This is a genomic window from Actinomadura chokoriensis, assembly GCF_041463665.1.
Lineage (GTDB): Bacteria > Actinomycetota > Actinomycetes > Streptosporangiales > Streptosporangiaceae > Spirillospora > Spirillospora chokoriensis_A.
This window is the reverse complement of sequence record NZ_JAXCEJ010000001.1, coordinates 419,120-446,053: the sequence shown is the minus strand read 5'-3', so window position 1 is coordinate 446,053 and position 26,934 is coordinate 419,120. Positions and strand designations below refer to the sequence as shown.

At 72.2% G+C, this 26,934-nt stretch carries 22 protein-coding genes; 12 read left to right on the top strand and 10 right to left on the bottom strand.

The window, feature by feature from the left end; genetic code table 11:
• Positions 1-4: 4 nt before the first annotated feature.
• The 4 genes from SM418_RS02180 to SM418_RS02165 all read left to right on the top strand — a co-directional run bounded on the left by SM418_RS02180 (position 5) and on the right by SM418_RS02165 (position 4,827).
• On the top strand, positions 5-2,008 hold the full coding sequence (locus tag SM418_RS02180; RefSeq protein WP_371938585.1) for a fumarate reductase/succinate dehydrogenase flavoprotein subunit: 2,004 nt from the start codon (positions 5-7) through the stop codon (positions 2,006-2,008).
• On the top strand, positions 2,005-2,775 hold the full coding sequence (locus SM418_RS02175; RefSeq protein WP_371938586.1) for a succinate dehydrogenase/fumarate reductase iron-sulfur subunit: 771 nt from the start codon (positions 2,005-2,007) through the stop codon (positions 2,773-2,775). Before SM418_RS02180 ends, SM418_RS02175 begins: the two co-directional genes overlap by 4 nt.
• A gap of 334 nt (positions 2,776-3,109) precedes the next feature.
• Positions 3,110-3,796 carry a Crp/Fnr family transcriptional regulator gene (locus SM418_RS02170; protein ID WP_371938587.1) on the top strand — a complete coding sequence of 229 codons (687 nt, stop codon included), beginning with the start codon at positions 3,110-3,112 and terminating at the stop codon, positions 3,794-3,796.
• A gap of 44 nt (positions 3,797-3,840) precedes the next feature.
• The gene (locus SM418_RS02165; RefSeq protein WP_371938588.1) at positions 3,841-4,827 is read left to right on the top strand and encodes a LysR family transcriptional regulator; all 987 of its coding nucleotides are present in this window, start codon (positions 3,841-3,843) and stop codon (positions 4,825-4,827) included.
• A gap of 60 nt (positions 4,828-4,887) precedes the next feature.
• Here SM418_RS02165 and SM418_RS02160 read toward each other — a convergent pair whose 3' ends face one another.
• The 5 genes from SM418_RS02160 to SM418_RS02140 all read right to left on the bottom strand — a co-directional run bounded on the left by SM418_RS02160 (position 4,888) and on the right by SM418_RS02140 (position 10,540).
• Positions 4,888-5,631 (bottom strand): arginase family protein, encoded by a 744-nt coding sequence (locus tag SM418_RS02160; protein ID WP_371938589.1) that lies wholly within the window; start codon positions 5,629-5,631, stop codon positions 4,888-4,890.
• Positions 5,632-5,691: 60 nt separating this feature from the next.
• Positions 5,692-6,444 (bottom strand): succinate dehydrogenase/fumarate reductase iron-sulfur subunit, encoded by a 753-nt coding sequence (locus SM418_RS02155; RefSeq protein WP_371938590.1) that lies wholly within the window; start codon positions 6,442-6,444, stop codon positions 5,692-5,694.
• 2 nt (positions 6,445-6,446) lie between these two features.
• Positions 6,447-8,384 carry a fumarate reductase/succinate dehydrogenase flavoprotein subunit gene (locus SM418_RS02150; protein WP_371939006.1) on the bottom strand — a complete coding sequence of 646 codons (1,938 nt, stop codon included), beginning with the start codon at positions 8,382-8,384 and terminating at the stop codon, positions 6,447-6,449.
• A 2-nt stretch (positions 8,385-8,386) separates the two neighbouring features.
• Complete coding sequence (locus SM418_RS02145; protein WP_371938591.1) at positions 8,387-9,076, bottom strand: succinate dehydrogenase cytochrome b subunit; 690 nt, start codon at positions 9,074-9,076, stop codon at positions 8,387-8,389.
• 201 nt (positions 9,077-9,277) lie between these two features.
• Positions 9,278-10,540 (bottom strand): PP2C family protein-serine/threonine phosphatase, encoded by a 1,263-nt coding sequence (locus SM418_RS02140; RefSeq protein ID WP_371938592.1) that lies wholly within the window; start codon positions 10,538-10,540, stop codon positions 9,278-9,280.
• A 301-nt stretch (positions 10,541-10,841) separates the two neighbouring features.
• Between SM418_RS02140 and SM418_RS02135 the strand changes: the two genes are divergently transcribed.
• Both SM418_RS02135 and SM418_RS02130 read left to right on the top strand, forming a co-directional pair.
• On the top strand, positions 10,842-12,596 hold the full coding sequence (locus SM418_RS02135) for an ABC transporter transmembrane domain-containing protein (protein ID WP_371938593.1): 1,755 nt from the start codon (positions 10,842-10,844) through the stop codon (positions 12,594-12,596).
• Positions 12,593-14,344: an ABC transporter ATP-binding protein gene (locus SM418_RS02130; protein WP_371938594.1), complete on the top strand. Its 1,752-nt coding sequence runs from the start codon at positions 12,593-12,595 to the stop codon at positions 14,342-14,344. Before SM418_RS02135 ends, SM418_RS02130 begins: the two co-directional genes overlap by 4 nt.
• 35 nt (positions 14,345-14,379) lie before the next feature.
• Here the strand turns inward: SM418_RS02130 and SM418_RS02125 are convergent, their stop codons facing one another.
• A complete protein-coding gene (locus tag SM418_RS02125) occupies positions 14,380-16,464 on the bottom strand; it encodes a S9 family peptidase (RefSeq protein ID WP_371938595.1) in 2,085 nt (694 codons plus the stop codon).
• Positions 16,465-16,636: 172 nt separating this feature from the next.
• On the opposite strand from SM418_RS02125, the gene SM418_RS02120 reads away from it, so the two are divergent.
• From SM418_RS02120 to SM418_RS02110, 3 genes are all read left to right on the top strand, one after another.
• Positions 16,637-18,079, top strand: coding sequence for a serine/threonine-protein kinase (locus SM418_RS02120; RefSeq protein WP_371938596.1), 1,443 nt, complete (start codon positions 16,637-16,639; stop codon positions 18,077-18,079).
• Between the two features lie 82 nt (positions 18,080-18,161).
• Positions 18,162-19,061, top strand: coding sequence for an N-acetyl-1-D-myo-inositol-2-amino-2-deoxy-alpha-D-glucopyranoside deacetylase (gene mshB / locus SM418_RS02115; RefSeq protein WP_371938597.1), 900 nt, complete (start codon positions 18,162-18,164; stop codon positions 19,059-19,061).
• Positions 19,062-19,186: 125 nt separating this feature from the next.
• Entirely contained in the window at positions 19,187-19,690 is a 504-nt protein-coding gene (locus SM418_RS02110; RefSeq protein ID WP_371938598.1) for a DUF6113 family protein, read from the top strand.
• Between the two features lie 5 nt (positions 19,691-19,695).
• Here SM418_RS02110 and SM418_RS02105 read toward each other — a convergent pair whose 3' ends face one another.
• The 4 genes from SM418_RS02105 to rocD all read right to left on the bottom strand — a co-directional run bounded on the left by SM418_RS02105 (position 19,696) and on the right by rocD (position 24,345).
• On the bottom strand, positions 19,696-21,312 hold the full coding sequence (locus tag SM418_RS02105) for a DHA2 family efflux MFS transporter permease subunit (RefSeq protein WP_371938599.1): 1,617 nt from the start codon (positions 21,310-21,312) through the stop codon (positions 19,696-19,698).
• Complete coding sequence (locus tag SM418_RS02100; RefSeq protein ID WP_371938600.1) at positions 21,309-21,938, bottom strand: PadR family transcriptional regulator; 630 nt, start codon at positions 21,936-21,938, stop codon at positions 21,309-21,311. The genes SM418_RS02105 and SM418_RS02100 overlap by 4 nt, the downstream gene beginning before the upstream one ends.
• A 104-nt stretch (positions 21,939-22,042) precedes the next feature.
• Entirely contained in the window at positions 22,043-23,011 is a 969-nt protein-coding gene (locus SM418_RS02095) for an LCP family protein (RefSeq protein WP_371938601.1), read from the bottom strand.
• Positions 23,012-23,151: 140 nt separating this feature from the next.
• A complete protein-coding gene (gene rocD / locus SM418_RS02090; RefSeq protein ID WP_371938602.1) occupies positions 23,152-24,345 on the bottom strand; it encodes an ornithine--oxo-acid transaminase in 1,194 nt (397 codons plus the stop codon).
• Positions 24,346-24,525: 180 nt separating this feature from the next.
• Between rocD and SM418_RS02085 the strand changes: the two genes are divergently transcribed.
• The 3 genes from SM418_RS02085 to SM418_RS02075 all read left to right on the top strand — a co-directional run bounded on the left by SM418_RS02085 (position 24,526) and on the right by SM418_RS02075 (position 26,891).
• Positions 24,526-24,981 (top strand): Lrp/AsnC family transcriptional regulator, encoded by a 456-nt coding sequence (locus tag SM418_RS02085; protein WP_371938603.1) that lies wholly within the window; start codon positions 24,526-24,528, stop codon positions 24,979-24,981.
• Between the two features lie 27 nt (positions 24,982-25,008).
• Positions 25,009-25,491, top strand: a complete 483-nt coding sequence (gene rraA, locus SM418_RS02080; RefSeq protein ID WP_371938604.1) for a ribonuclease E activity regulator RraA — start codon at positions 25,009-25,011, stop codon at positions 25,489-25,491.
• 173 nt (positions 25,492-25,664) lie between these two features.
• Positions 25,665-26,891, top strand: coding sequence for a hypothetical protein (locus SM418_RS02075; protein WP_371938605.1), 1,227 nt, complete (start codon positions 25,665-25,667; stop codon positions 26,889-26,891).
• The last annotated feature ends 43 nt before the right edge of the window (positions 26,892-26,934 follow it).

The window sequence follows — 26,934 nt, the reverse complement described above, 5'->3', positions numbered from 1 at the left end:
AATCATGACTGAGATCGAGAGGCACTCGTACGACGTCGTGGTGATCGGCGCCGGCGGCGCCGGCCTGCGCGCGGCGATCGAGGCGCGCCTCCAGGGCAAGAAGACCGCGATCATCTCCAAGTCGCTGTTCGGCAAGGCCCACACGGTGATGGCCGAGGGCGGCGCCGCCGCCGCGATGGGCAACGTCAACGCCAACGACAACTGGATGGTCCACTTCCGCGACACCATGCGCGGCGGCAAGTTCATGAACAGCTGGCGGATGGCGGAGCTGCACGCCAAGGAGGCCCCGGAGCGCATCTGGGAGCTGGAGCTGTGGGGCGCGCTGTTCGACCGCACCAAGGACGGCAAGATCAGCCAGCGCAACTTCGGCGGGCACGAGTACCCGCGGCTGGCGCACGTCGGCGACCGGACGGGCCTGGAGCTGATCCGCACCGCCCAGCAGAAGATCGTCGCCCTCCAGCAGGAGGACCACGCCGAGCACGGCGACTACGAGGCCAACCTCAAGGTGTGGGCCGAGACGACGGTCACCCGGCTGCTGAAGGACGCCGACGGCAGGATCTGCGGCGCGTTCGGCTACGTCCGCGAGACCGGCAAGTTCGTCGTGTTCGAGGCGCCCGCGGTGGTGCTGGCGACCGGCGGCATCGGCAAGGCGTTCAAGGTCACGTCCAACTCCTGGGAGTACACGGGAGACGGGCACGCGCTGGCGCTGCTCGCCGGCGGGACGCTGCTGAACATGGAGTTCGTGCAGTTCCACCCCACCGGGATGGTCTGGCCGCCGTCCGTCAAGGGCATCCTCGTGACCGAGTCGGTCCGCGGTGACCGCGGCGTCCTGCGGAACTCCGACGGCAAGCGGTTCATGTTCGACTACATCCCCGAGGTGTTCAAGGAGCAGTACGCCACCTCCGAGGAGGAGGGCGACCGCTGGTACGACGACCCGGAGAACAACAAGCGTCCCCCCGAACTGCTGCCCCGCGACGAGGTGGCGCGCGCGATCAACTCCGAGGTCAAGGCGGGACGGGGATCGCCGCACGGCGGGGTCTTCCTCACCGTCGTCGACCGGATGCCGGGCGGCGCCGCCGAGATCGTCAAGCGGCTGCCGTCGATGTACCACCAGTTCAAGGAGCTGGCGGACGTCGACATCACCAAGGAGCCGATGGAGGTCGGCCCGACCTGCCACTACGTGATGGGCGGCGTGGAGGTCGACCCCGACACCGGCGCGGCGAAGGTCCCCGGCCTGTTCGCGGCGGGCGAGGTGTCCGGCGGCATGCACGGCTCCAACCGGCTCGGCGGCAACTCGCTGTCGGACCTGCTGGTCTTCGGGCGGCGGGCCGGGCTCGGCGCGGCGGAGTACGTGGACGGGCTGGCCGCGCGTCCGGCGGTCCCCGACGCCGAGATCGAGGCGGCCACGACCGAGGCTCTCGCCCCGTTCGAGCGCGAGGGCGGCGAGAACCCGTACGCCGTCCACGCCGAGCTGCAGCAGACGATGAACGAGCTGGTCGGCATCATCCGCAAGGAGGGGGAGCTGGAGCGGGCGCTGGAGTCGCTCGACAAGCTCCGCGAGCGCGTCGCGAACGTGGCCGTCGAGCCGGTCGCGGTGAGCGACGGCCGCGGCTACCACCCGGGCTGGCATCTCGCGCTGGACCTGCGCAACATGCTGCTGGTGTCGGAGGCGGTCGCGAAGGCGGCGCTGGAGCGGCAGGAGAGCCGCGGCGGCCACACCCGCGACGACTACCCCGCGATGTCGGCGGAGTGGCGCAAGATCAACCTGGTCTGCTCGCTGACCGGTGACCCGGCGAGCCCCCGTGTCGCGCTGACGCGGCAGCCGCTGGCGCCGATGCGCGAGGACCTGCTCGAACTGTTCGAGAACGACGAGCTGAAGAAGTACCTGACCGCCGAGGAGCTGCCGAAGGGGCTGGCCGAGGAGGTCGAGACGCAGCAGGCGGAGGCCGCGGCCGGATCGGGCGCGACCGCCGCCGGCGCCGCGGACGACGAGGAGGGCGACCGATGAGCTACGAGGCCAAGTTCAGGGTCTGGCGCGGGGACGACGGCTCCGGCGAGCTCACCGACTACACGGTCGAGGTGAACGAGGGCGAGGTCGTCCTCGACATCATCCACCGGCTGCAGGCCACGCAGGCGCCCGACCTCGCCGTCCGGTGGAACTGCAAGGCGGGCAAGTGCGGCTCGTGTTCGGCGGAGATCAACGGCATGCCGAAGCTGCTGTGCATGACCCGGATGTCGACCTTCGACCCGGACGAGACGGTCACCGTCACGCCGGTCCGGACGTTCCCGGTCATCCGCGACCTGGTCACGGACGTCTCGTACAACTACCAGAAGGCGCGGGAGATCCCCTCGTTCGACCCGGGCGACGCCGGGCCCGGCGAGCTGCGCATGCAGCAGGTGGACGTGGAGCGGTCGCAGGAGTTCCGCAAGTGCATCGAGTGCTTCCTGTGCCAGAACGTGTGCCACGTCATCCGTGACCACGAGGAGAACAAGGAGCAGTTCGCCGGTCCGCGCTTCCTGATGCGCATCGGGGAGCTGGAGATGCACCCGGCCGACCAGGCCGACCGGCGCAACATCGCGCAGGACGACCACGGCCTCGGCTTCTGCAACATCACCAAGTGCTGCACGGAGGTCTGCCCCGAGCACATCAAGATCACCGACAACGCCCTGATCCCTATGAAGGAGCGGGTCGTGGGCCGCAAGTACGACCCGGTGGTGTGGCTCGGCAGCAAGCTCGGCATCGTGAAGAAGGGGCAGGACACCCCGTCCGCCTGAGCCTTCCGCGCATCGAGTTCTCTCGCGAAGGTCCCCCGCCGCCCCGCGCGGCGGGGGACCTTCGCGTTCCCGCCGTTCTCCGCTGCGGGAGCGGCGCTCTGGCGTGCGACGCTCCCGGAATACGGCGGGCGGCGCGCCCCCGGACCGCCGCCCGCCGTCCCCGTCGTTCCCCGTGGACGGCGTGAACGCCGGACGGCCCTCCGATCGTGCACGCCGGAAGCAACTCTGGCGTACGCCCGGCCGCACGAGTAGGGAATTGTGCACACAACGCGATACTGAACCGTGATTCGCTCCCGGGAGGCGGGCGGGGCCGGATCCCTTTAGCGTGGTGGGCATGAGCGCCCTCGAACCGGGCTCGTTCCTCGCCGAACTCACCCCGGCGGAACGCGAGGACCTGGAAGCACGCGGTCGCGTCCGTGAGTTCGCCCGGGGGGACACGCTCTTCACCGAGGGGGAGCAGCCCGGCTGGGTGGCCGTCCTGCTGCGCGGCCGGGTGAAGGCGTTCTCCTACCACGAGCAGGGCGGCGAGGCGCTGCTGGCGGTGCGCGGGCCGGGCGCGCTGCTCGGTGAGGTGGCCGCGATCGACGGGGAGCCGCGGTCGGCGACGGTCAAGGCGCTGGAACCGGTGCGGGCGCTCGCGCTCACGGTGGACGAGTTCATGTCGTTCCTGCAGGCGCACGGGCGGGTCTCCATCATCATCATGCGGATCCTGTGCCAGCGCTGGCGCGACGCCGACCGCAAGCGCGTCGAGTTCGGCATGTTCGACGCCACCGGGCGGGTCGCGCAGCGGCTCGTCGAGCTGGCCGAGCGGTTCGGCGTTCCGCACCGGACGGGCACGGGCGAGGAGAGCGTCCGCATCACGCTGAACCTGTCGCAGGAGGAGCTGGCGGGCTGGGTCGGCGCGTCCCGCGAGGCGGTGAGCAAGGCGCTGCGCACGCTGCGCCGGCACGGCTGGATCGAGACGGGACGGCGGCGGCTGATCGTCCACGACCTCCAGGCCCTCCGCCGCCACGCGCGGTAACCCGGGTCGTCCCGGCCGGGCGGCCTGGTCGTACTCTGTGCAGGATGCAGCTTCAGCAGCTCACCTACTTCGTCGCGGTCGCGGAGGTGCGCCACTTCACGCAGGCCGCGGAGATCCTGCGGGTCGCGCAGCCGTCGCTGTCCAAGCAGATCCGCGCGCTGGAGAGCGAGCTGAGCGTCTCCCTGTTCCGGCGCGCGCGCGGCAACATCACGCTCACGCCCGCCGGTGAGGCACTGCTGCCTTTGGCCAAGCGCATCCTGGCCGATGTCGACACCGCCCGCTTGGAGGTGCAAGAGCTGGCGGGCCTCAAGCGTGGGCGGGTGCGGCTCGGCGCTACACCGTCCCTTTGCGCGGGCCTGCTGGCGGATGTCCTGCGTCGCTTCCACGACGCGTATCCGGGGATCCAGCTCATCGTCGAAGAGGGCGGCTCGCGGGACCTCGTCAGAGAACTGACGCGTGGCTCACTGGACCTCGCCCTCGTCATCCTTCCGCTCCAAGGCGACCCGCCCCTGGACACGACGCCGATACTGCGCGAATACCTCGTCGTGGCCTCTCCGGCAGGGGCGGACAATCCCGCGCAGCTGCCGCGCCGCTCGTACCTGCGCATCGAGGATCTGCAAGACCGTCCTCTGGTGATGTTCCGTCCCGGATACGACCTGCGTGAGGCGACCATCAGCGCCTGCAGGGCGGCCGGGTTCGAGCCGAGGTTCGCCGTTGAGGGCGGCGAGATGGACGCTGTGCTCCGCTTCGTGGAGGTCGGTCTCGGTATCGCGGTCGTCCCGAGCATGGTCCTCGCCGGACGCCCCGGCCTGCGGGGGACGCCACTCGTCCTGGCCGACGAGGAGGCTCGCCGTGGGCGCCATGGTCCGGGCCTTCTCCGGACGATCGCCCTCGCCCACCGCAAGGACGTCGAACTCACCCACGCAGCACGCGCCTTCCAGGAGACTTTGCAGACGTTCATCGTCGAGGCCGGCGCGGCCGGAACCCTCCCGGCGGGCGTCGAGAACCTGGTCGACGTACAGCCGCCGTAGCTCGCCGGTCTCGCACATGCGCCGCCGGAAGGCATCCCCGGCATCTCCCGTGATGGTGGATCAGGCGGTCAGTAGATCCCGGAGGAGGCGTCCCCGAAGGACGTTGGCGTCGCCCTCCGGCAGGTGCCAGGGGCAGGCGATGTCCAGCGCGGCCACGCGGCGGGTCGCCATGATCCGCCGGACGGACGTGACCACCGCGTCGTACGACGGCCCGCCGCCGACCGGGAACTTCAGCCCGGGCAGGTCGGCGGCGTCGATGACGTCCACGTCGATGTGCAGGAGGAGCGGCCCGTCCGGCAGGGCGACGTCGTCCACCGGGCTGTGCCGCACCTTCGAGGACGCCAGGAACTCGGCCTCGGCGGGGTCGAGGTCGCGGGCGTCCACCAGGACGGCGCGGTCCTCGGGCAGGGGACGCAGGCCGAGGCGGTCGGCGAGCAGTCCGGTGTCGGCGCCGAGGATCTGGCGCAGCGGCATGCCGCCGATGTAGCCGGACGTGGAGCTCTCCGTCGTGTGGATGTCGCCGTGCGCGTCGAACCAGACGATGGACGCGTCCACGCCCGCACGCTGCAGGCCCGCGAGGACGGCCTCGGCGGTCAGGCAGTCGCCGGACACCACGGCCGGCCGCGTGCCGCCCGCGACCTGGTCGGCGACCTCGGCGGAGACGAGTTCGTACAGCGCGGCGAGACGCTCCCACACGTCGCCGTCCGGCAGCTCGCGGGTGACCGGGACGAAGTCGAGGCCGGGCAGGGGGAAGGACGAGTCGGGGAGCCGCCCGTCCTGGTGGTACGGGACCAGAGTGATCATGCGTCTCAGCGTAGAACGGCCCCGCCCGGTACTCCGGGCGGGGCCGAGATCGTGGGACCGTCAGCGCTTCCTGCCGCCCGCGGTCGCCTTCAGGTAGTCGCCGTTGAGGCGGCCGATGACGTCGAGCGGGATCTCCTTCGGGCAGGCGACGGTGCACTCGCCGGTGTTGGTGCAGCCGCCGAAGCCCTCCTCGTCGTGGGTCTCCAGCATGGAGACGACGCGGTCCCAGCGTTCCGGCTGGCCCTGCGGCATCAGGCCGAGGTGGGTGACCTTGGCGCCGAGGAACAGGGCGGCCGAGCCGTTCGGGCAGGCCGCGACGCAGGCGCCGCAGCCGATGCACTCCGCGGCCTCGAACGCGCGGTCGGCGTCCGGCTTCGGCACGGGCGTCGAGTGCGCCTCGGGCGCGGTGCCGGTCGGGGCGGTGATGTACCCGCCGGACTGGATGACCCGGTCGAACGCCGACCGGTCGACGACCAGGTCCTTGACGACCGGGAACGCCTTGGCGCGCCACGGCTCGACGTCGATGACCTCGCCGTCCGCGAACTTGCGCATGTGGAGCTGGCACGTGGTGGTGGCGCGCTCCGGGCCGTGCGGGGTGCCGTTGATGACCAGCGAGCACATGCCGCAGATGCCCTCGCGGCAGTCGTGGTCGAACGCGACCGGCTCCTCGCCGGACGCGATGAGCTTCTCGTTGAGGACGTCCAGCATCTCCAGGAACGAGGCGTCGGGGGAGACGTCGTCGAGCTTGTACTCGACCATCCGGCCCTTGTCCTCGGGGCCGTTCTGGCGCCAGACGCGAAGTGTGAGCTTCATGATTACTTGTACGACCTCTGCGTGGGCTTGACGTACTCGAAGTTGAGGGCCTCCTTGTGGAGGACGGGCTGCTCGCCTTCCCCGGCCCATTCCCATGCGGCGACATGGCTGAAGTTGTCGTCGTCGCGCTTGGCCTCGCCGTCCTCGTCCTGGCTCTCGGCCCGGAAGTGGCCGCCGCAGGACTCGGTGCGGTGCAGCGCGTCGATCACCATCAGCTCGGCCAGCTCGAAGAAGTCGGCGACGCGGCCGGCCTTCTCCAGCTGCTGGTTCAGCTCCTCGCCCTTGCCCGTGACCTTGACGCGCGTCCAGAACTCCTCGCGCAGCGCCGGGATGAGGCCGAGGGCCTTGCGCAGCCCCTGCTCGGTGCGCTCCATGCCGCAGTACTCCCACATGATGTGGCCGAGCTCGCGGTGGAAGGAGTCGACGGAGCGGTCCCCGTCGATCGACAGGAGCCGCTCGATCCGGGACCGGACCCGCTCCTCGGCCTCGCCGATCGCCGACTCGGAGACCGGTTCGAACGGGTTGCGGGCGATGTAGTCGCCGATGGTGTTCGGCAGGACGAAGTAGCCGTCGGCCAGGCCCTGCATCAGCGCGGACGCGCCGAGCCGGTTCGCGCCGTGGTCGGAGAAGTTCGCCTCGCCGATCACGAACAGGCCGGGGATGGTGGACTCCAGGTCGTAGTCCACCCACAGGCCGCCCATCGTGTAGTGGACGGCGGGGTAGATGCGCATCGGCGTCTCGTACGGGTTCTCGCCGGTGATGCGCTCGTACATCTGGAAGAGGTTGCCGTACTTGGCCTCGACCTTGTCCCGGCCGAGCCGCCCGATCGCGTCCGCGAAGTCGAGGTAGACGCCGAGGCCGCCGGGGCCGACGCCGCGTCCCTCGTCGCAGACGTTCTTCGCCGCGCGGGACGCGATGTCGCGCGGGACGAGGTTGCCGAAGGACGGGTAGATGCGCTCCAGGTAGTAGTCGCGCTCGTCCTCGGGGATGTCGGACGGCCTGCGCGTGTCGCCGCCCTTCTTCGGCACCCACACGCGGCCGTCGTTGCGCAGCGACTCCGACATGAGCGTCAGCTTGGACTGGTGGTCGCCGCTGACGGGGATGCACGTGGGGTGGATCTGCGTGTAGCACGGGTTGGCGAACAGGGCGCCGTGCCGGTGCGCGCGCCAGGAGGCGGTGACGTTCGAGCCCATCGCGTTCGTGGACAGGAAGTACACGTTGCCGTAGCCGCCGGACGCCAGCACGACCGCGTCCGCCGTGTAGTGCTTGATCTCGCCGTTGATCAGGTCGCGGACGACGACGCCGCGCGCCCGCCCGTCCTCGATGATCAGGTCGAGCATCTCGTGCCGCGGGTACAGCTCGACGTTTCCGGCCTCGACCTGCCGCATCAGCGCCTGGTAGGCGCCGAGCAGCAGCTGCTGGCCCGTCTGCCCGCGGGCGTAGAAGGTGCGGGAGACCTGCGTCCCGCCGAACGAGCGGTTGTCGAGCAGGCCGCCGTACTCGCGGGCGAACGGGACGCCCTGCGCGACGCACTGGTCGATGATGTTCCGGGAGATGTCGGCGAGCCGGTACACGTTCGACTCGCGGGAGCGGAAGTCGCCGCCCTTCACCGTCTCGTAGAACAGCCGGTACACGCTGTCGCCGTCGTTGCGGTAGTTCTTCGCGGCGTTGATGCCGCCCTGCGCGGCGATCGAGTGGGCGCGGCGGGGCGAGTCCTGGAAGCAGAACTGCTGGACGTGGTAGCCCGCCTCGCCGAGGGTCGCGCCGGCGGAGCCGCCGGCGAGGCCCGTCCCGATGATGATGATCTTCTTCTTGCGCTTGTTGGCCGGGTTGACCTGCTTGGCCTCGAACTTGCGCGTCGTCCAGCGCTCTTCGATGGCGCCCTTCGGGGCCTTGGCGTCGGCGATCGGCTCGCCGGACTTGTAGAAGCTGTCGGTCATGGTCAGCTCACCCATCCGAGCGTGATGGAGACGGGGACGGCGACGAAGCCCAGCGTGACCACCGCGGCGACGGTCGCGGCGAGGCCCCGCAGTGCGTTGTGGCTGCGCGGGCTGCGCAGCCCGAGCGTCTGGAACGCGCTCCAGATGCCGTGGTTGAGGTGCAGGCCGACGAGCAGGACCGCGGCGACGTACCAGACGGTGATGTACCAGCGGGACGGGTCGAAGTCGGCGACGAGCCGCTCGTACGGGGTCGCGTCGGAGCCCTTGGGGTTCACGACGAAGAACGTGAGGTCGAGCAGGTGCCAGATGACGTAGAGCGCGATGATGATCCCGCCGTACCGCATCGTGCGGACGGCGTAGCCCTGCGCGTGCGACTTCTTCTTCGACTGGTACTTCACGGGGCGCGCGTGGGCGGCGCGCTTGGCGAGCGACACCGCCGACCACATGTGCAGGACGATCGAGACGGCGAGCACGACCTCCAGGAGCGTCAGGACGGTCCGGTGCGGTACCGCGGGCTCACCGATCGTGCGCAGCCAGTGCGCGTAGTGGTTGAAGTCCTCCGCGCCGAGAAAGATCTTCAGGTTCCCGAGCATGTGCGTGATCAGGAAGAGCACGAGGATGCCGCCGGTCACCGCCATGACGGCCTTCTTGCCGACGGTCGATCGGTAGATCGCAGGTATCGCTATAGCCACGACCTGCACGTTATGTCCGGATCGAAGAATAGTTCCAAGTCATCAGCGCACTCGTGGCGATAGCCGCAGGCTATGAACCCATGCTGCGCGGGCGTTGTGGCCGTTCCGTGACGTCCTGCCCGGTGAGTGACCTCACAGCGGGTTCGGGAACTCCGCGATCAAGTGATCCAGAAGACATTGACGGAGGTCAGGGGCTTGTGGTCAGTGCCCCGCGGAGGGCGCTCCGGCCTGCCGGGACAGCAGCAGGACGGCCAGGTCGTCGGTCAGGGCGTCCCCGTTGAGGCGCTCCACTTCGGCCACGAGGTCGTCGACGAGGCCGCGTCCGGCGGTGCCGTCACGGCCGCGCGTCGGCTCCCGGCCGACCCTGCCGCGCGCCGCGCGGGCCAGGTCGACGAGCCCGTCGGTGCCGAGCCGGTCCGAGCCCGTGCCGACCTTTCCCTCGATCAGGCCGTCGGTGTAGAGCATCAGGCCCCAGGACTCGCCGAGGTCGATCTCGGTCGTCGGCCACTCGGCGCCCGGCAGCAGGCCGAGCGCGGGGCCGTGCGCGTACTCGGGCAGCGCCGCGACCTCGCCGTCCTCCCCGAGGTGGCCGCGGAACAGCAGCGGCGCGGGGTGCCCGGCGAGGTGCATCCGGGCGGTCCGCCGGGACGGCGCGATCGTGATCATGCAGAGCGTGGTGAAGATCTCCTCGCTGCGCCGCTCGTGCCCGAGGACGGTGTCGAGGGTGCCGAGGAGCTGCTCGCCGGTGTGCCCGGCGAGCACGAGCGTGCGCCAGGCCATCCGGAGCTGGACGCCGAGGGCCGCCTCGTCCGGGCCGTGCCCGCACACGTCCCCGATCATCAGGTGGACGGCGCCGCCCTCGGTCTGCACCGTGTCGTAGAAGTCGCCGCCGAGCAGCGCGCGCCGCCGGCCGGGCCGGTAGCGGGTGTGGTGCCGCAGCGACGGGTCGTCGATCAGCGGGACGGGCAGCAGCCCGCGCTCCAGCCGGGCGTTCTCCCGGCCGAGGATGCGGGCCTCGACGAGCCGCCGCTCGGTCTCCTCCGAGCGCTTGCGCTCGATCGCGTAGCGCACCGCGCGGGCCAGCAGCGGTGCGTCGACCTCCTGCTTGACGAGGTAGTCCTCGGCGCCGGCGGCGACCGCCTGGACGCCGAGGTGCGCGTCGTCCAGACCGGTCAGGACGACGACGGCGGCGGTCTCGGACAGGGCCAGCACCTGCCGCAGCCCGTCCAGCCGGTCGATGCCGCTCGTGGACAGGTCCACGAGGATGCACTGGGTGCGGCGCGTCAGCGAGCGCCGGGCGGCGGTGAGGTCGGCGACGGTGGAGATGCTGACGTCCATGCCGCTTTCGGCCAGCATCGTCTCGACCATGAGGACGTCGGAGGGGTCGGCGTCGATGAGGAGCAGGTCGATCCTGTCCTCGGCCCCCGGCGTGAAGGGGTACGTCTGATGGCTGATCGTGCTCACAGAGGCTTCCGGGAAGTCGGGCTGACGGCACTGGCAACGACCGAAGACGCCCCGCTGGTTCCGCTGGTACGGGACGGCGTGACGGGCCGCGCCGGGGCAGCGGCATTGGCCTAGCCGCCAGGGTCCCGGCTCAAGGAGCGGAGGAAGCGTCGCTCCGTACGTCCCAGACCTTAGCGTGTTCGCGCGTCCCGGTGCACCCCTGGCATGCGTCCTGATCATGTTTTCCGGTCCGTCCGAAACGCATCGGGCCAGGTGAAAAACCAGTCGAACTTCGGACGTTCCGCTGCATAACCTTCGTGCCGTGAAGCCGTTGCCGGAGAAAGATCCTGGCAGGCCCGACCATGCTGTCCGCGGGGGGAGGAACCCCCGCGCCCCCCGGAGCGCCTCCGGCGCCGACGGCGGATCCTCCGCGCGCTACCTGGTGTGGCTGCTGCGCGTCCAGTGGCGCAGCGTCACGGCCGGCGCGCTCCTCGGCGTGGTCTGGATGCTCAGCCAGGCCCTCATGCCCGCCGCGATCGGCCGCGCCATCGGCGACGGCCTCGCGGCGCGGGACGAGCGCGCCCTGCTGGCTTGGTCCGGCGTGCTGCTCGGCCTCGGCGCCGCGCAGGCGGTCACCGGCGCCCTCCGGCACCGGTTCGCCGTGTTCAACTGGCTCTCGGCGGCCTACCGGACGGCCCAGATCGTCACCCGGCAGGCGACCCGGCTCGGCGGGACGCTGCCGAAGCGGCTGAGCGCGGGCGAGGTGGTGAGCATCGGCCTGTCCGACGTGTCGCACATCGGCGACGCCCTCGACATCCTCTCCCGCGGGTCGGGCGCCGTGGTCGCGATCGTCGTCGTGGCCGGGATCCTGCTGAGCACCTCGCCGCCGCTCGGCCTGATCGTGCTGGTGGGCGTCCCGCTGATCCTGGCGATCGCGGCGCCGCTGCTGCGCCCCTACCGCGACCGGGAGCTGGCGCACCGCGAGCTGGTCGGCGAGCTGAGCACGCACGCCACCGACCTGGTCGCGGGCCTGCGGGTGCTGCGCGGCATCGGCGGCGAGGCGCTGTTCTCCGGCCGCTACCGCGCCGAGTCGCAGCGGGTGCGCGCGGCCGGAACGGCGGTCGCGCGGGCCGAGACCCGGATGAACGGCGCCGAGGTGCTGCTGCCCGGGCTGCTGGTCGCGCTGGTGACCTGGGCCGGCGCGCGGTTCGCCGCGCGGGGCGCGATCGGGGTCGGCGAGCTGGTCGCGTTCTACGGCTACGCGGTGTTCCTGATCGTCCCGCTGAAGACGCTCGGCGAGGCCGCCAGCAAGATCACCAAGGGCCTCGTCGCGGCCGGCCGGGTGACCGCGCTGCTGGCGATCGACCCCGAGCTGCCGGACGCCGGGACGGCCCGTCCGGCGGCGGGCGCCGAGCTGGTCGACATCGCGTCCGGACTGGTCGTGCGGCCCGGGCGGGTGACCGCTATCGCGGCGGCCGACCCGCGCGACGCGCAGGCGATCGCCGACCGGCTCGGCCGGTACGCGGACGGCGCCGTCGACTTCGGCGGCGTGCCGCTGCACGCGGTCGCGGACGTCCGGAAACGGATCCTGGTCGCCGTCAACGAGGACCGCCTCTTCTCGGGGACGTTGCACGAGTCCCTGGCCCCGGACGGCGACGAGGCCACGTTGAAGGCAGCGATCTACGCTGCCAGCGCCGAGGACGTCGTCGCCTCGGTCGGCCTGGACGCGCATGTAGCCGAGGCAGGACGGGAGTTCTCCGGCGGCCAGCGACAGCGCCTCCGCCTTGCGCGGGCGCTCGCCGCCGAACCCGACGTCCTCGTCCTGGTCGAGCCGACCAGCGCGGTGGACGCGCACACAGAGGCACGCATCGCCAGCAGGCTCGGCCAAGCGCGCGCGGGCCGCACAACCGTGGTTTGCACGACAAGCCCGCTGATGCTGGACCGTGCTGACCACGTCGCGTTCGTCCAGGACGGGCTGGTCGTCGCAGAGGGAACGCACCACGACCTCCTGGAGATCGAGCCGCGCTACGCGGCGACCGTCACCCGGGGCGAGACCGCGGAAAGGGCAGGAACGTGAGCGCCGAGATGCTGCCGGTCGCGACACCCGTCCAGGTGCGGGCGTACGCGCGGCGCCTCGTCCTACGGCATCCCAGGGCCCTCGCCGGGGTGCTGGTCCTGCACGCGATGGCCGCCGCGGCGGGCCTGGTGACGCCCCGGCTGCTCGGCGCCCTCGTCGAGGACGTCCGCGACGGCCGGGCCTCCATCGACGCGACCGGCCTCGCCATCGCCGGGTTCGTGATCACGCAGGGCTTGCTGATCCGGTACGCCTACCTCGCGTCCGCGAAGCTGGGCGAGCGGGTGCTGGCCGAGCTGCGGGAGGAGTTCGTCGACCGGGTGCTGGCGCTGCCGCTGTCCACGGTCGAGCGGGCGGGCACCGGCGACCTGGTCACCCGGGCGTCCCGCGACGTGGACACGCTGAGCACGTCCGTCCGGTACGCCATGCCGGAGACGCTCGTCGCGATCGTCGTCGGCGGGTTCACGTTCGGCGCGCTGCTGCTGAACGGCCCCCTCGTCGCGCTGCCCGCGCTGGTCTCCGTCCCGTTCCTGGTGGCGGTGATGCGCTGGTACCTGCCCCGCGCCCACCTCGGCTATCTGCGGGAGAACGAGGCGTGGTCGCGGATCGCGGACGGGCTTACCGAGACCGTCCAGGGCGCCCGGACCGTCGAGGCGCTCGGCCTCGCCGGACGCCGGCACGCGCGCGGCGACGCCGACATCGCGAACTCCTACAAGGCGGAGCGCTACACGCTGCGGCTGCGCATGGTCCTGTTCCCCGTGGCCGAGCTGAGCTTCGTGCTGCCCGTGGTGTCGACCCTGCTCGTCGGCGGCCTCCTCTACCTGCACGACATGGCGACGCTCGGGCAGGTGACCGCCGCGACCCTGTACGCGCAGCTGCTCATCGAGCCGGTGGACACCATGCTCTCCTGGCTGGACGAGTTGCAGCTCGGCGGCGCGTCGCTGGCCCGCCTGCTCGGCGTCGGCAACGTCCCGCCCGACCGCGCCCCGGGCGAGGCCAGCCCCGCCGGCGACCGGCTCACGGCGCACGGGGTCCGCTACTCCTACCGGCCGGGCCAGGACGTCCTGCACGGCGTGGACCTCGCCCTGCGGCCCGGAGAACGCCTCGCGATGGTCGGCCCGAGCGGCGCGGGCAAGTCCACGCTCGGCCGCCTGCTCGCTGGTGTGGACGGCCCGCGCTCCGGCGCCGTCACCGTCGGCGGCGTCCCCCTGGTGGAGCTGCCGCTGGACGGGCTGCGCCGCGAGGTCGCCCTGGTCACGCAGGAGCACCACGTGTTCCGCGGCACGCTCCGCGAGAACCTCGTGATGGCCCGGCCGGACGCGTCCGACGACGAGATCCGCCAAGTCCTGTCGGCCGTCGACTGGGACGGGCCCGGCCTCGGCGCCGTCGTCGGCTCCGCCGGCACGGCGCTGACGCCCGCCCAGGCGCAGCAGCTCGCGCTGGCCCGGCTCGTCCTCGCCGACCCGCACACGCTCGTCCTGGACGAGGCGACCTCGCTGCTCGACCCGCGCGCCGCCCGCCGCCTCGAACGCTCGCTCGCCGCCGTCCTGCACGGCCGGACCGTCGTGGCGATCGCCCACCGCCTCCACACCGCGCACGACGCCGACCGCGTGGCGGTGGTGGAGGACGGCCGCATCACCGAACTCGGCACCCACGACGAACTGATCGCCCAGAACGGCTCCTACGCCGCCCTGTGGACGTCCTGGCACGGAGGCCAGCCCGACAAGCAAGTTCAGGCGGACTTCACGTAGCGGCTAGGGCCGACAGGGCGGGCTGGACAGGCGGGCTAGTGGGCGGACAGGGCCGACTTCAGGTAGTCGACCTGGATGTGGAGCAGGTTCTCCGCGACGACCTCCTGCGGGGTCATGTGGGTGACGCCCGACAGCGGCAGGACGGTGTGCGGGCGTCCGGCGGCCAGCAGCGCGGACGACAGCCGGAGCGTGTGGGCGGCGACCACGTTGTCGTCAGCGAGCCCGTGGATGATCATGAGCGGGCGCTTCAGCTCCCCGGCCATCTCGATCAGCGAGTTCGCGGCGTAGTTCTCCGGCTCCTCGTCGGGGTGCCCGAGGTAGCGCTCGGTGTAGTGGGTGTCGTACAACCGCCAGTCGGTGACCGGCGCGCCCGCGATGCCCGCGTGGAACACGTCCGGGCGGCGCAGGACGGCGAGGCCGGCGAGCCAGCCGCCGAACGACCACCCGCGGATGCCGACGCGGTCGAGGTCGAGCGCGGCCGGATGCCTGCGCGCGGCCTCGATCAGCGCGGTGATCTGGTCGTCCAGGACGGGCCCGACGAAGTCGCCGTGCACGGCGCGCTCCCACGCCGGGCCGCGCGCGGGCGAGCCGCGGCCGTCGGCGATCACGACGGCGAAGCCCTGGTCGGCGAGCCACTGCGGCTCGCAGTACATCCGCTGGACGGCGAGGACGCGCTGGGCGTGCGGCCCGCCGTAGGGGTCCATGAGGACGGGCAGCCGGCCCTGGTCGGGCGTCCAGCCGGTCGGCAGCAGCACGGCGGTGCGGATTTCGCGGTCGCCGGCGCGCAGCAGCTCGACCCGCGGAGTGATCACCGGGGTCTCGGCGAACGAGGCGACCGGGTGCGTCCCGGACGGCGTGCGCACCTCGATCTCCGTGCCGGGACGATCGAGCCGCGCGCCCGTCACCACGGTGACGCCGCCGCAGCGGATGCCGCCGAAGACGCCCTGCCCCTCGGTCAGCCGCGTGATCTCGCCCGCGTCGTGGCTGTACAGGTGGATCTCCGTCGGCTCCTCCGACGCGGTGAACAGCAACGACTCGCCGTCCACGCCGATGACCGACCGGATCTGCAGGCCCGGCGGGGTGACGGGCCTGCCCGCGACGGTGATGCGGCGCGTGTCGGCGTCGCGGTCCTCGGTGGTCCAGACGAGCCCGCCGGAGTTCGTCCGGGCGGGCAGGCCGGGGACGACGTCGGTCCACACCGGGTCGTGCTCGGTGTGCGCGAGGGACGTCTCGCCGTTGGACGGGTCGACGCTCAGCACCCGCTGCGCGCGCTGGTCGCGCGGCTGGACGACGATCAGCAGGCCGTGCCGGTCCCAGGCGGTCGCCGTGAAGTAGGGGAACATGCCGCGGTCCCACGCGACGGTGGTGCGCCGGCCGTCGATCTTGAGCAGCACCAGCGACACCAGCGCGTTCGGCGTGCCGGCGGCCGGGTAGGCGATCTCGGCCGGGGTACGGTCCGGGTTCGCGGGGTCGGCGATGTGCCAGCGCTGCACCGGCGTCTCGTCGACCCGGGCGACCAGCAGCGTCCCGCCGTCGGGCGACCACCAGTGGCCGCGCATCCGGTCCATCTCCTCCGCCGCGACGAACTCGGCGAGGCCGTAGGAGACCTGGTCGGACTCCGGCTGGACGAGCGCCCGGTCGTCGGTGCCGTCGATCTCGATCAGCCGCAGCGTCCGGCCGGACACGTAGGCGATCCGCCGCCCGGCCGGGTCGGGACGCGGGTCGAACACGGGCACCTGCGCGGGCAGCTCGCGGACCAGCGCGGTGTCGAGGTCGGCGACGTACAGGCGCCCGGCGAGGGTGAACACGGCCTGCTTCATGCCCCGGTCGGTGGCGTAGCCGACGATGCCGCCCGCCTGCTCGCGGGCCCGCTCGCGCCGGGCGCGCTCCTCGGCGGGCAGGTTCTCCTCGCCGGGGACGTCCAGCGCGGCCGGGTCGGCGACGCACCGCTCCTCGCCGGTCGCGGTGTCCAGCGTCCACAGGCAGGTCACCGGATCGTCGCCCGCCCTGGTGCGCAGGAACGCGACGCGCGACTCGTCCGGCGCGATCTGGAAGGCGCGCGGGACGCCGAGGCTGAACCGTCGGGTGCGGGCGCTCTGCCGCGGATAGCTGATGCTCATGACATCCGAGTCTGCCAGGATGCTCCGGAACCGCTGCGCACGGCGGCCTCCCGGCCCCTATGATCACGGGTCGTCGCGAGGTGGACGGGGAATGTCCCGTGCCCGGGTCCGCGCTCGCGTAAGCTCAAGGCTTCCCCAAGCACTTTTTTCGTCGCGGGCTGAGGAGTGGTCAATGCCGGAGCTGCAGCCGGGAGATCCCCGGCGGCTTGGCTCGTACGAGATCGTCGAACGGCTCGGCGAGGGCGGCCAGGGCGTCGTCTACGCGGGCGTCGACGCCTCCGGGAACCGGGCCGCGATCAAGCTGCTCCGCGCCGACCTGGCCGGGGACACGATGGCGCGCACCCGGTTCGTCCGCGAGGCGCAGGCGGCCAAGCAGGTCGCGCGGTTCTGCACCGCGCAGGTCCTGGAGGCCGACGTCGCGGGCGACCAGCCCTACATCGCCAGCGAGTACGTGCCGGGCCCGTCGCTGTACAAGCAGGTCACCGAGGGCGGCCCGATCGGCGGGGCGGCGCTCGACCGGCTCGCGATCGGCACCGCGACGGCGCTGGTGGCGATCCACCAGGCCGGGATCGTGCACCGCGACTTCAAGCCGCACAACGTCATCATGGCGCCGGACGGCCCGCGGGTGATCGACTTCGGCATCGCGCGGGCCCTCGACACCGGGCAGACGAACGCGACCAAGGCGATCGGTACGCCGTCCTACATGGCGCCCGAGCAGGTGGCGGGCGCCACGCTCACCGAGGCCGTGGACGTGTGGGCGTGGGCGACGACGATGGTGTTCGCGGCGACCGGGCGCCCGCCGTTCGGCGACGACACCGTGATGGCGGTCATCAACCGGGTGATGCACGAGCCGCCGATGCTGGACGGCGTGCCCGCCGACCTGGACCGGCTGATCGGCGCCTGCCTGGCCAAGGAGCCCGAGCGGCGGCCGACCGCGCAGCAGCTCATGATGGCGCTGATCGGCAGCGGGCCGGGCGGCGCCGGGCAGACCCGCATGGACGACCCCGCCCAGGCGAACACGATGCTGGCCGAGGGCTCCACGCTCGCCGCGGGCGGGTTCGGCGCGGCCGGGATGATGGGCTCGACCCAGCCCGGCGGCGGCGGGACGCGCCGCGTCGCCCCGGCCGACTACACCGGGAACATCCCGCCCGCGGGCGGGCCCCCGCCCGGCGCGGGCCGGGCCAGGTACGACGACTGGCAGCCCGAGCGCAAGTCCAAGTGGCCGATCTTCGCCGCGGTCGCCGCGCTCGCCGTGCTGGCGCTCGTCGTCGGCGTGTTCGCGGCCACCCGCGGCGGGGACGGCCCGTCCACGCCGCCGACCACGCCGGCGGTCACCGACTCCGGGACGGTCTCGGAGACCCCGACGAGCGAGGAGCCCACCGAGCCGACGCCGACCCGCACCCGGACGCGCCGGAGCACTCCGCCGCCGCCGGCCACCAGCGAGCCGCCGACGGAGCCGCCGGCCACCAGCGAGCCGCCGACGGAGCCGCCGACCACGAGCACGCCGCCGACGGAGCCGCCGACGACCGGCGGCGGAGGCGGTGGCGGTGGCGGCGACGGCGGTACCGGAGCCGGCGGCGGTGGTGCGACACCGGGCGGCGGCGGGGGCGGCTGACCCCGGCCCGGGGCGCCCGCCGGGATGTGCGGGGCAGGGCGGTCATCGCCGCGATGCCGGGCCCTGAGTAGGCTCGGTGACTATGAAGGAGCCGCGGATCCTGTTCGTCCACGCCCATCCGGACGACGAGTCCATCGGGACCGGGGCGACCATGGCCAAGTACGCCGCCGAGGGCGCCCATGTCTGTCTCGTCACCTGCACCCTGGGTGAGGAGGGCGAGGTCATCCCCGAGGACCTGCGCCACCTGGCCTCCGACAAGGAGGACCGCCTCGGCGAGTACCGCATCGGGGAGCTCGCCGCGGCCTGCGAGGCGCTCGGCGTGCGCGACCACCGCTTCCTCGGCGGGGCGGGCCGCTGGCGCGACTCCGGCATGATGGGCGCACCCACGAACGACGATCCGCGCTGCTTCTGGCGGGCGGACGTCGACACCGCCGCGGCGGCCCTCGTCGCGGTGATCCGGGAGATCCGGCCGCAGGTGATCGTCACCTACGACGAGCGCGGCAACTACGGGCATCCCGACCACATCCAGGCGCACGGCGTCGCGTGGCGGGCGTTCGAGCTGGCCGCCGACCCCGAGTTCGAGGACGGCGCCGAGCCGTGGCGGGCCGCCAAGTTCTACGCCTACGCCACCCCGCGCACCGTCCTCGCGCGGGCGATCGCGGTGATGCGCGAGGCGAAGCTGCCGTTCGCGCGCGTCGCCGGGCTGGACGAGCTGGGCTCCGGCGTCCCCGACGGGGAGGTCACGACGGTCGTGGACGCCCGCGCCCACCTGCCCGCAAAGCTCGCCGCGCTGCGCGCCCACCGCACCCAGATCGTCGTCGCGCCCGAGCAGGTCGGCCCGTTCTTCGCGCTGTCGAACAACCTCGGCCAGCAGGCGTTCGGCACCGAGTACTTCGTCCTGCAGGCCGGCGAGCTCGGCCCGGTCGGCGCCGGCCGCCGCGAGCGCGACCTTTTCGCGGGCCTGACCGAGCCGGACGCCTGACCGGGCCGGGCTGCCGACCGGAAATCCAGCGCCTGCCCGGAGTCCAGTGCTTGCCCGGAGTCCAGTGCTTGCCCGGAGTTCAGCGGCTGCCCGCCCTGGAACCCAGGGCCGGTACCCTGACCTCCGTGCACAAGGACGACGACGAGGCGCGGGTCAGCCTCGCCAAGGACGGCCTCCCGGCGGACGGCGGCGCCGGCGCGTCCGCCCTGGAACGGGCTGACGGCGAAGGCCCGCTGGACGCGTTCGTGTCCGGTGCCGCCTACGCGGCCCTCGCCCTGTTCGGCGGGGTGTTCGGCGTCGTCGGTTCGTTCGTCCAGGACTGGACGGTCGGTCCGGTCCCGGTCGCGGCGATCGTCCTGGTCGCGCTGGTCTTCGCGATGGCCCGGCTGTCCGGTCTCGGCATGGGCGGCCGGCTCGGCGCGACGATCCCCGCGGTCGTCTGGGGCATCGTGGTGTTCGTCATGTCGGTGCGGCGCAGCGAGGGCGACCTCGTCGTCCCGGCCACCGCGGCCGGGTACCTGTTCATCGTCGGCGGCATGCTCGCCGCCGTGGCCGGGATCATGCTGGTCCCACCGGCCCGCCCGCCGGGCGAATGGCTGCTCGGCAGGGCGGGCCGTACCCGCGACTAGCGCGGTCAGGTCGCCATCGGGGCGGGTTCCGGGTCGAGGTGGGCCGGGGCCTCGTTGCTCTTGTGGCCCTTGAGGGTGACGCAGGCGGCGGCGCCGAGCAGGATGACGCCGATCGGCAGCCACATCGTCGGCTTCATCGCGTGCACGTAGCTGTGCGAGAAGACCTGTCCGGCCAGCTCGTGGACGCGGTTCGCGACGCTCGGCGGGACGCCCGGGGGGAGCTGCTGCTTCGCGCCGCTCTGGCCCGCGCCGACCTCCAGGCCGCCCTTGGCCGCGTTCGCGAACCCCTTGACGAACCCGGGGCGCACGTCCGGCGGAAGCGCCGCGGAGCGGGCCGGGGCCTCCTCCCGCAGCGAGGACGCGAGCTGGTTCTGCAGGACGGCGCCGACCGCCGCGCTGCCGAGCACCGACCCGACCTGCCGGATCGTGTTGTTCACGCCGGACGCGGCGCCCGCGAGCCGCGGCGGGACGTTCCGGGTCGCCTCGGTGGCCATCGGCGCGAACACGCCGCCGATGCCGATCCCGGTGACGACGAGCGCGGGGGTGAACGCCTTCCAGTCCGTCCCGACCTGGGCGGCGATGACGATCCACATCAGGCCGAGCCCGTAGAGGGTGAGGCCGCCCATCAGGATGAACTTGCCGCCGATCCGGTCGGACAGCCGGCCCGCGGCGGGCGCGAGGAACATCGACACGAGCGAGGTCGGCGCCATGACGAGGCCGGCCTTGAGGGCGCTGTAGCCGAGCACCGACTGCAGGTAGATCGTCATCGGCAGGAACATGCCGATCATGCCGATCGAGACGGCCGCGCCGACGAGGTTCAGGACGGTGAAGTTGCGGTCCTTGAACAGGGAGAACGGGACGAGCGGCTCACCGTCCTGGCGGTTGCGCTGCTGGACGACGAAGACGGCGAACAGCGCGAGACCCGCGATGATCAGCCCCCAGATGCCCTCGTTCCACTCGAACTTCTGGCCCTCGGTGAGCGCGAACGTCACGCAGAACAGGGCGGCGGACGCCAGCAGCACGCCGACGACGTCGAACCGGTGCCGGACGGTGCGGGTGTGGCCGGGCAGGATCGGCACGGCGAGGGCCAGCACCAGGATCCCGATCGGCAGGTTCACGAAGAAGATCCACCGCCAGTCGAGGCTGGTGACGAGCAGCCCGCCGACCGTCGGCCCGGCGATCGTGGACACCCCGGCGACCGCGCCCCACACGCCGAGGGCGGCGCCGCGCCGCTCCGGCGGGAACACCTGGATGATGATCGACATGGTCTGCGGCATCAGCAGCGCCGCGCCGAGGCCCTGCACGCCGCGGGCGGCGATGAGCTGCGCCGGGTCCTGCGCGATCCCGCACACCAGGCTGGACAGCGTGAACACCGCGACCCCGGCGATGAAAAGGTTCTTCTTGCCCCACAGGTCGCCGAGCCGGCCGGCGGTGATGAGCAGCACGGCCAGCACCAGGACGTAGGCGTTGACGACCCACAGCACCTGGTCCAGCGAGGCGTCCAGCTTGTCGGTCATGCTCGGGATCGCGATGTTCACGATCGTCAGGTCGAGCAGCGTCATGAAGAATCCCAGGGAGAGCGTGAGCAGGATCGCCCAGGGATTTCCGCGCCATTTGCTCATGAGGTCCCCTCGTCGTCATGCTGTGGCGGTCGTGGCCGCGGGTGGCAGCGGATCTGCACGTCGTCGTCCTTCCAGGTGAGGCCGCCGGAATCGAGGTCGTCGACCAGGCCCCGCACGAATTCCAGCTCGCCGCGGGCGCGCGCGATCAGCCATTCCTGGTCGATGAGCTTGTAGCGGTCGAGGCCCTGCTTGAGGAGCGCCTCGTGCGCGGCCTGGTGCCCGGCGAGCGTCGCCTCCAGCTTGACCGCGCGGCTGCGCAGGAGCCGGGCGACCTCGTCCTCGGACAGCAGGTTGAGGAACGCCAGACCGGTGCCGAACAGCGGGAACTCGGCGGCCGGGTTGCGCAGCAGCTCGGCGAGGCGGATCTGCGCGGCGTCGCGTCCGGCGGCCGTCACCGCGTAGGTGGTGCGCTCGGGCCGGCGGCCCTCGCGGCTAGTCTCCAGCGGTTCGATCAGCCCGGACGCGGCGAGCCGCTCGACCGAGTGGTACAGCGCGCCGTGCGTGATCTTGACGGCGTGGTCGTAGGCGTGGTCGCGGATGCGCTGCTGCATCTCGTACGGGTGCATCGGGCTGTCGCACAGCATTCGCAGCACGGTCAGCGCCAGCGGGGTGAGCGGTCGGGACATGGCCGGGCCTCGGGTCGATTCCGATTAGTCCGCTTAGACTAATCCAATCGGACGGCCTCTGTCACCTTGGGGCATGTCGGGCATGAACGTGCAGGTTGGGCGGGTCAGCGTACGGCGTCGACTGAGTTGGCCGCGCCGTTGCGGGTCACGTAGTCGCCCACCCGGTCCTCCCGGACGGCGGTGGACAGCGACCGCACGCCATCATCGTCCAGGAGTACGACACTCTGCCCGTCCCGCTCGGCCATCTTCGCGACCGGGGCGGTCAGGTACTCCATCAGGGACGTGTCGAGCAGCCGGTGCGCCAGCCCGCGCAGCGTGCCGGCGGTGACCGAGTCGTCCACGGTCACCGAGCCCGTCGCGGCCCGGACGAACCGGTCGATCTTGAGCGGGTTGCGGGTGTCCAGCGCCTTGGCCGCGAGCGCGTGCAGGAACGCCTGCTGCCGCTTGATCCGGTCGAGGTCGCCGCCCGGCAGGTTCCACCGCTGCCGGACGAAGTCGAGCGCCGCGAGGCCGTCCAGATGTTGCTTCCCCGCCTTCCACCGGCGCTCGTGCTTCGGGTCGTAGGTGTCGTCGGTGATGGTGACGTCGACGCCGCCGAGCGCGTCCGTCATCTTCACGAACCCGCCGAAGTCGACCGCGCCGTAGTGGTCGACGCGGACGCGCGTGAGCTGCTCGACGGTGCGGATCAGCAGCGACGGCCCGCCGTAGGCGAACGCCGCGTTGATCTTCGTGACGCCGTGCCCGGGGACGGGCACCCACCCGTCCCGGGGGATCGAGATCAGCGAGACCCGGTCGCCGCGCCCGGACAGGTGCACCAGCATGATCGTGTCCGCCCGGGAGCCCATCGAGGGGATGTCCGCGCGGCGGTCGGAGCCGATCAGCAGCCAGTTCTCGCCGCGACCGGTGGAGGCCGGCCGCCCGCCACCGCTCGGCATCGCGCCCGCGATCCGCCTGACCTCTCCGTCGTACGCCCGTTGCAGCAGGTAGAGCCCGCCCGCGAGCAGCATCAGGACACCGACCGCCAGCCCGCCGCAGCCGATCACGACCCGGCGCCGGCTCCTGTTCCGCAGCATGCCCACCACACTGCCGCCGAGCCCGCGCCGGGCCGCGCCGCCGTGCGGACGGCGGCCGATTCTTTGACGACTCGCGGTTCCGCATTAGCAAGCGAAAAGCCGCCGGACGCCATTGACCGCCGGCTTTTCGGATCGGAGGCTCAGCCCTTCAGGGCGATTTCCAGCTGGTCGAGGGCCCAGTCGAGGTCGGCGCGCTCGATGACCAGGGGCGGCGCGAGGCGGAGGGTGGTCTCGTGGGTCTCCTTGGCGAGGACGCCGAGTTCCATGAGGCGCTCGCTGACCGGCCGGGCCTCGCCGTGCAGCTCGACGCCCGCCCACAGCCCGCGGCCGCGCACCTCGCGGACGAGGTCGCCGGGCAGCCCGCCGAGGCGCTCGTGCATGTGCGCGCCGAGTGTCCGGGACCGCTCCTGGAACTCGCCCGTCTTGAGCATCGCGACGACCTCGCGTCCGATGGCGCAGGCGAGCGGGTTGCCGCCGAACGTCGAGCCGTGCTGGCCGGGCTTGAAGACCCCGAGGACGTCGCGGTCGGCGACGACGGCGGAGACCGGCATGATGCCGCCGCCGAGGGCCTTGCCGAGGATGTAGACGTCGGGGACGACGTTCTCGTGCTCGACGGCGAACGTGGCGCCGGTGCGGCCGAGGCCCGACTGGATCTCGTCCGCGATCATCAGGGAGCCGTTGGCCGTGCACAGCTCCCGCACCGCGCGCAGGAACCCGCTCGGCGGGACGTTCACACCGGCCTCGCCCTGGATCGGCTCGATCAGCACGCCGACCGTGGCGTCGTCCATCGCGGCCTTGAGCGCCTCGACGTCCCCGTACGGGACGGTCCGGAAGCCCGGCGTGTACGGCCCGTAGGAGTCCCGGGCGTCGGGGTCGGTGGAGAAGCTGATGATCGTGGTGGTGCGGCCGTGGAAGTTGCCCTCGAACGTGATGATGTTCGCCTGCCCGGCCGGGACGCCCTTGACCTCGTACCCCCACTTGCGGGCGGTCTTCAGCGCGGTCTCGACGGCCTCGGCGCCGCTGTTCATCGGCAGCACCATGTCCTTGCCGCACAGCTCGGCCAGCTCGGCCGCGAACGGGCCGAACTGGTCGTGGTCGAAGGCGCGGCTGACCAGCGTGACCCGGCCGAGCTGCCGCTCGGCGGCCGCGGTGAGGCGCGGGTTGCGGTGCCCGAAGTTGACCGCGGAGTAGGCGGCCAGCATGTCGAGGTAGCGGCGGCCCTCGACGTCGGTCAGCCACACGCCGTCCGCCTCGGCGACCACGATCGGGAGCGGGTGGTAGTTGTGCGCGCTGTGGTCCTCGGACAGCGCTCGCAGCTGGTCGGTCGGCGTCACGAGGCTCCTTCGCGGCTCGGCCCGGCCGGCCCGGCCGGGGCGTGGCTGAGGCACCGGACGCGGTCCGGTGCCGAGGGGGAGGAGGCCGGGCGGGTCAGGTGGCCGCCGGTCCACTTCCCAGCGTATGTTCGGAAATGACCGCCGACCAATGACGAAAACCGACTTCAGGGGTGTTATTTGTTGCGTCTTGACGACCTGGACCGTCGAATCGTTGCGCGACTCCTGGAGGACGGCCGCGCATCGTACGCGCAGATCGGCGACAAGGTCGGGCTGTCGGCCCCGGCGGTGAAGCGGCGGGTCGACCGGCTGCGCGCGGACGGCGTGATCAACGGCTTCGCGGCGGTCGTCGATCCGGCCGCGCTCGGCTGGACGACCGAGGCGTTCATCGAGATCTTCTGCACGGGCGCGACGTCCCCGGAGGAGATCTACTCCAGCGTCCGCGGCCACCCCGAGGTCGTCGCGGCGTACACGATCAGCGGCGACGCCAGCGCGCTCGTGCACGTGCGGGCCCGCGACATCCAGCATCTGGAGCAGGCCCTCGAACGGCTGCGCCGGGAGGACAACATCACCGCGACGAAGACGTCGATCGTGCTGTCCCGGCTGATCGGCCGTCCCACCGACGCGCCTTCGGGCTGATCGGTTACCGGACAGTAGTCTGCCGTTATGGACTTCGCGACCGCTGACCTCATCGACGACTTCGGGGACGAGCTGCGCAGCTGCGAGACGCAGTTCCGCCAGTACGGCGCGCGGACGTTGTTCGCCGGCCCGGTCTCGACCGTGCGCTGCCACCGCGACAACGGCCTGGTGAAGAAGCTGCTGAACACCCCCGGCGCGGGCCGGGTCCTGGTCGTGGACGGCGCCGGTTCGCTGGCGTCCGCGCTGATGGGCGACATGATCGCTGCGGCGGCGGTGGCGAACGGCTGGGCCGGCGTCGTGATCAACGGCGCCGTCCGGGACGTGCCCGCGCTGCGCGGGCTCGACCTCGGGGCGAAGGCGCTCGGCTCGAACCCGCGCAAGAGCGCCAAGGACGGCGCCGGCGAGGTGGACGTCCCGGTGTCGTTCGGCGGCGTGGAGTTCCGTCCGGGCGACTGGCTCTACAGCGACGAGGACGGCATCGTCCTCGCCGAGCGCAAGCTGCCCCTGTGACCGGGCGGTCCGTGTGACCGGGCCGTCCGTGTGACCGAGCCGTCCGTGTGACCGGGCCGCTCGGGTGATCTTGCGGGTTCCTCCGGCGGACGTAAACATAACTTGCCCATCGCGGGAGATGCGGCCGCCTTTACCGCGACCCGGCCAGGGTTATGTCACGCAACGTGATGATCATGCAGCGTACGGTGACACGAATCCGGCGGCCCGGTGTCGCGGCCCTCGCGGCCGGTGTCCCGCTGGCCGCGCTGGTGGCCGGCACGCCCGGCGTCGCGCAGGCGGCGCCCGTGACGGCGGTTTCCGCGAAGGCCCCGGCCGACCTGAATCCCCGCGATTTCGTCCTGCGCCGCGGCGCCGACCGGAGCGAGCCGCTCCGGGCGCTCGGCGGCGAACTCCACCGCAGCAGCGTCGACGCGCTGCTCAACGCGGGCGGCCAGGACAAGATGGGCCATGGCTGCGCCAGGTCCGCGGCCGTGCCCGCCCACTCGCTCGTGTACTGCTTCAACAAGGCGGACACCGCAACCCGGAGCTGGATCCCGCAGGGCGTCACGACCGTCTCGGACGCGGTGGCGGGCGAACGGTGGGCGGGCGGCGGCAGGCCGATCCTCGTTTCCTGGCACAACGGCGGCAAGGTCAAGCTCACGTTCGTCAACCCCGCCCGGCGCACGTACCGGCACGTCCTCCTCGTCGAACCGAAGATGAGGCAGGGGCGCGCGACCTACTCCGACATCGGCATCCACGCCGGCGGCATCGTCTGGTACGGCGACAAGCTCTACGTCGCCGACACCCGCCACGGTGTGCGCGAGTTCGACATGCGCCACATCTACGACCTGGGCAAGAGCGGGGACGGCTCGACCGGCCACCCCGGCTGGGTCGGCCTCCACCACGGCAAGTACTACGGCCACGGGCTCCGCTACGTGATGCCGCAGTCCAGCAGCTGGGAGTTCGCCCACGGCAAGGTCGGCGGCAAGTGCCGGGGGACCGGCCCGCTGCGCATGTCCTGGCTCTCCGTCGACCGCACCTCGTCGCCGCACGTCCTCATCTCGGGCGAGTACTGCCGCCCGAACTGGCCGCAGGGGCGGGTGGTGGGCTGGCGGCTCGACGCGCTGTCCGGCGGCGGCCCCGTCCGCCCGAGGTGGGGCGCCCACCTTCCGGCCGACAGGATCCAGGGCGCGGTCCGTACGCACGGCCGCTGGTGGTTCACCCAGAGCCACGGCACCAAGCGCGGCAAGCTCCTCACGACCCACCGCACCTCGAGCGGCTGGGCCAAGGTAGAGCGCCGGACGATCTCCCACGGCCCCGAAGACCTCTCCTGCTACCGCGGCCAGCGCCGCGTCTGGACGGTCGCCGAGCACCCCGGCCGGCGCGCGCTGTGGGGCTTCCACGCGGCCTCCTGCTCCTGAGGTACGCCCTTGAAGGGCCGGGCGCGGACAACCCCGTGCCCGG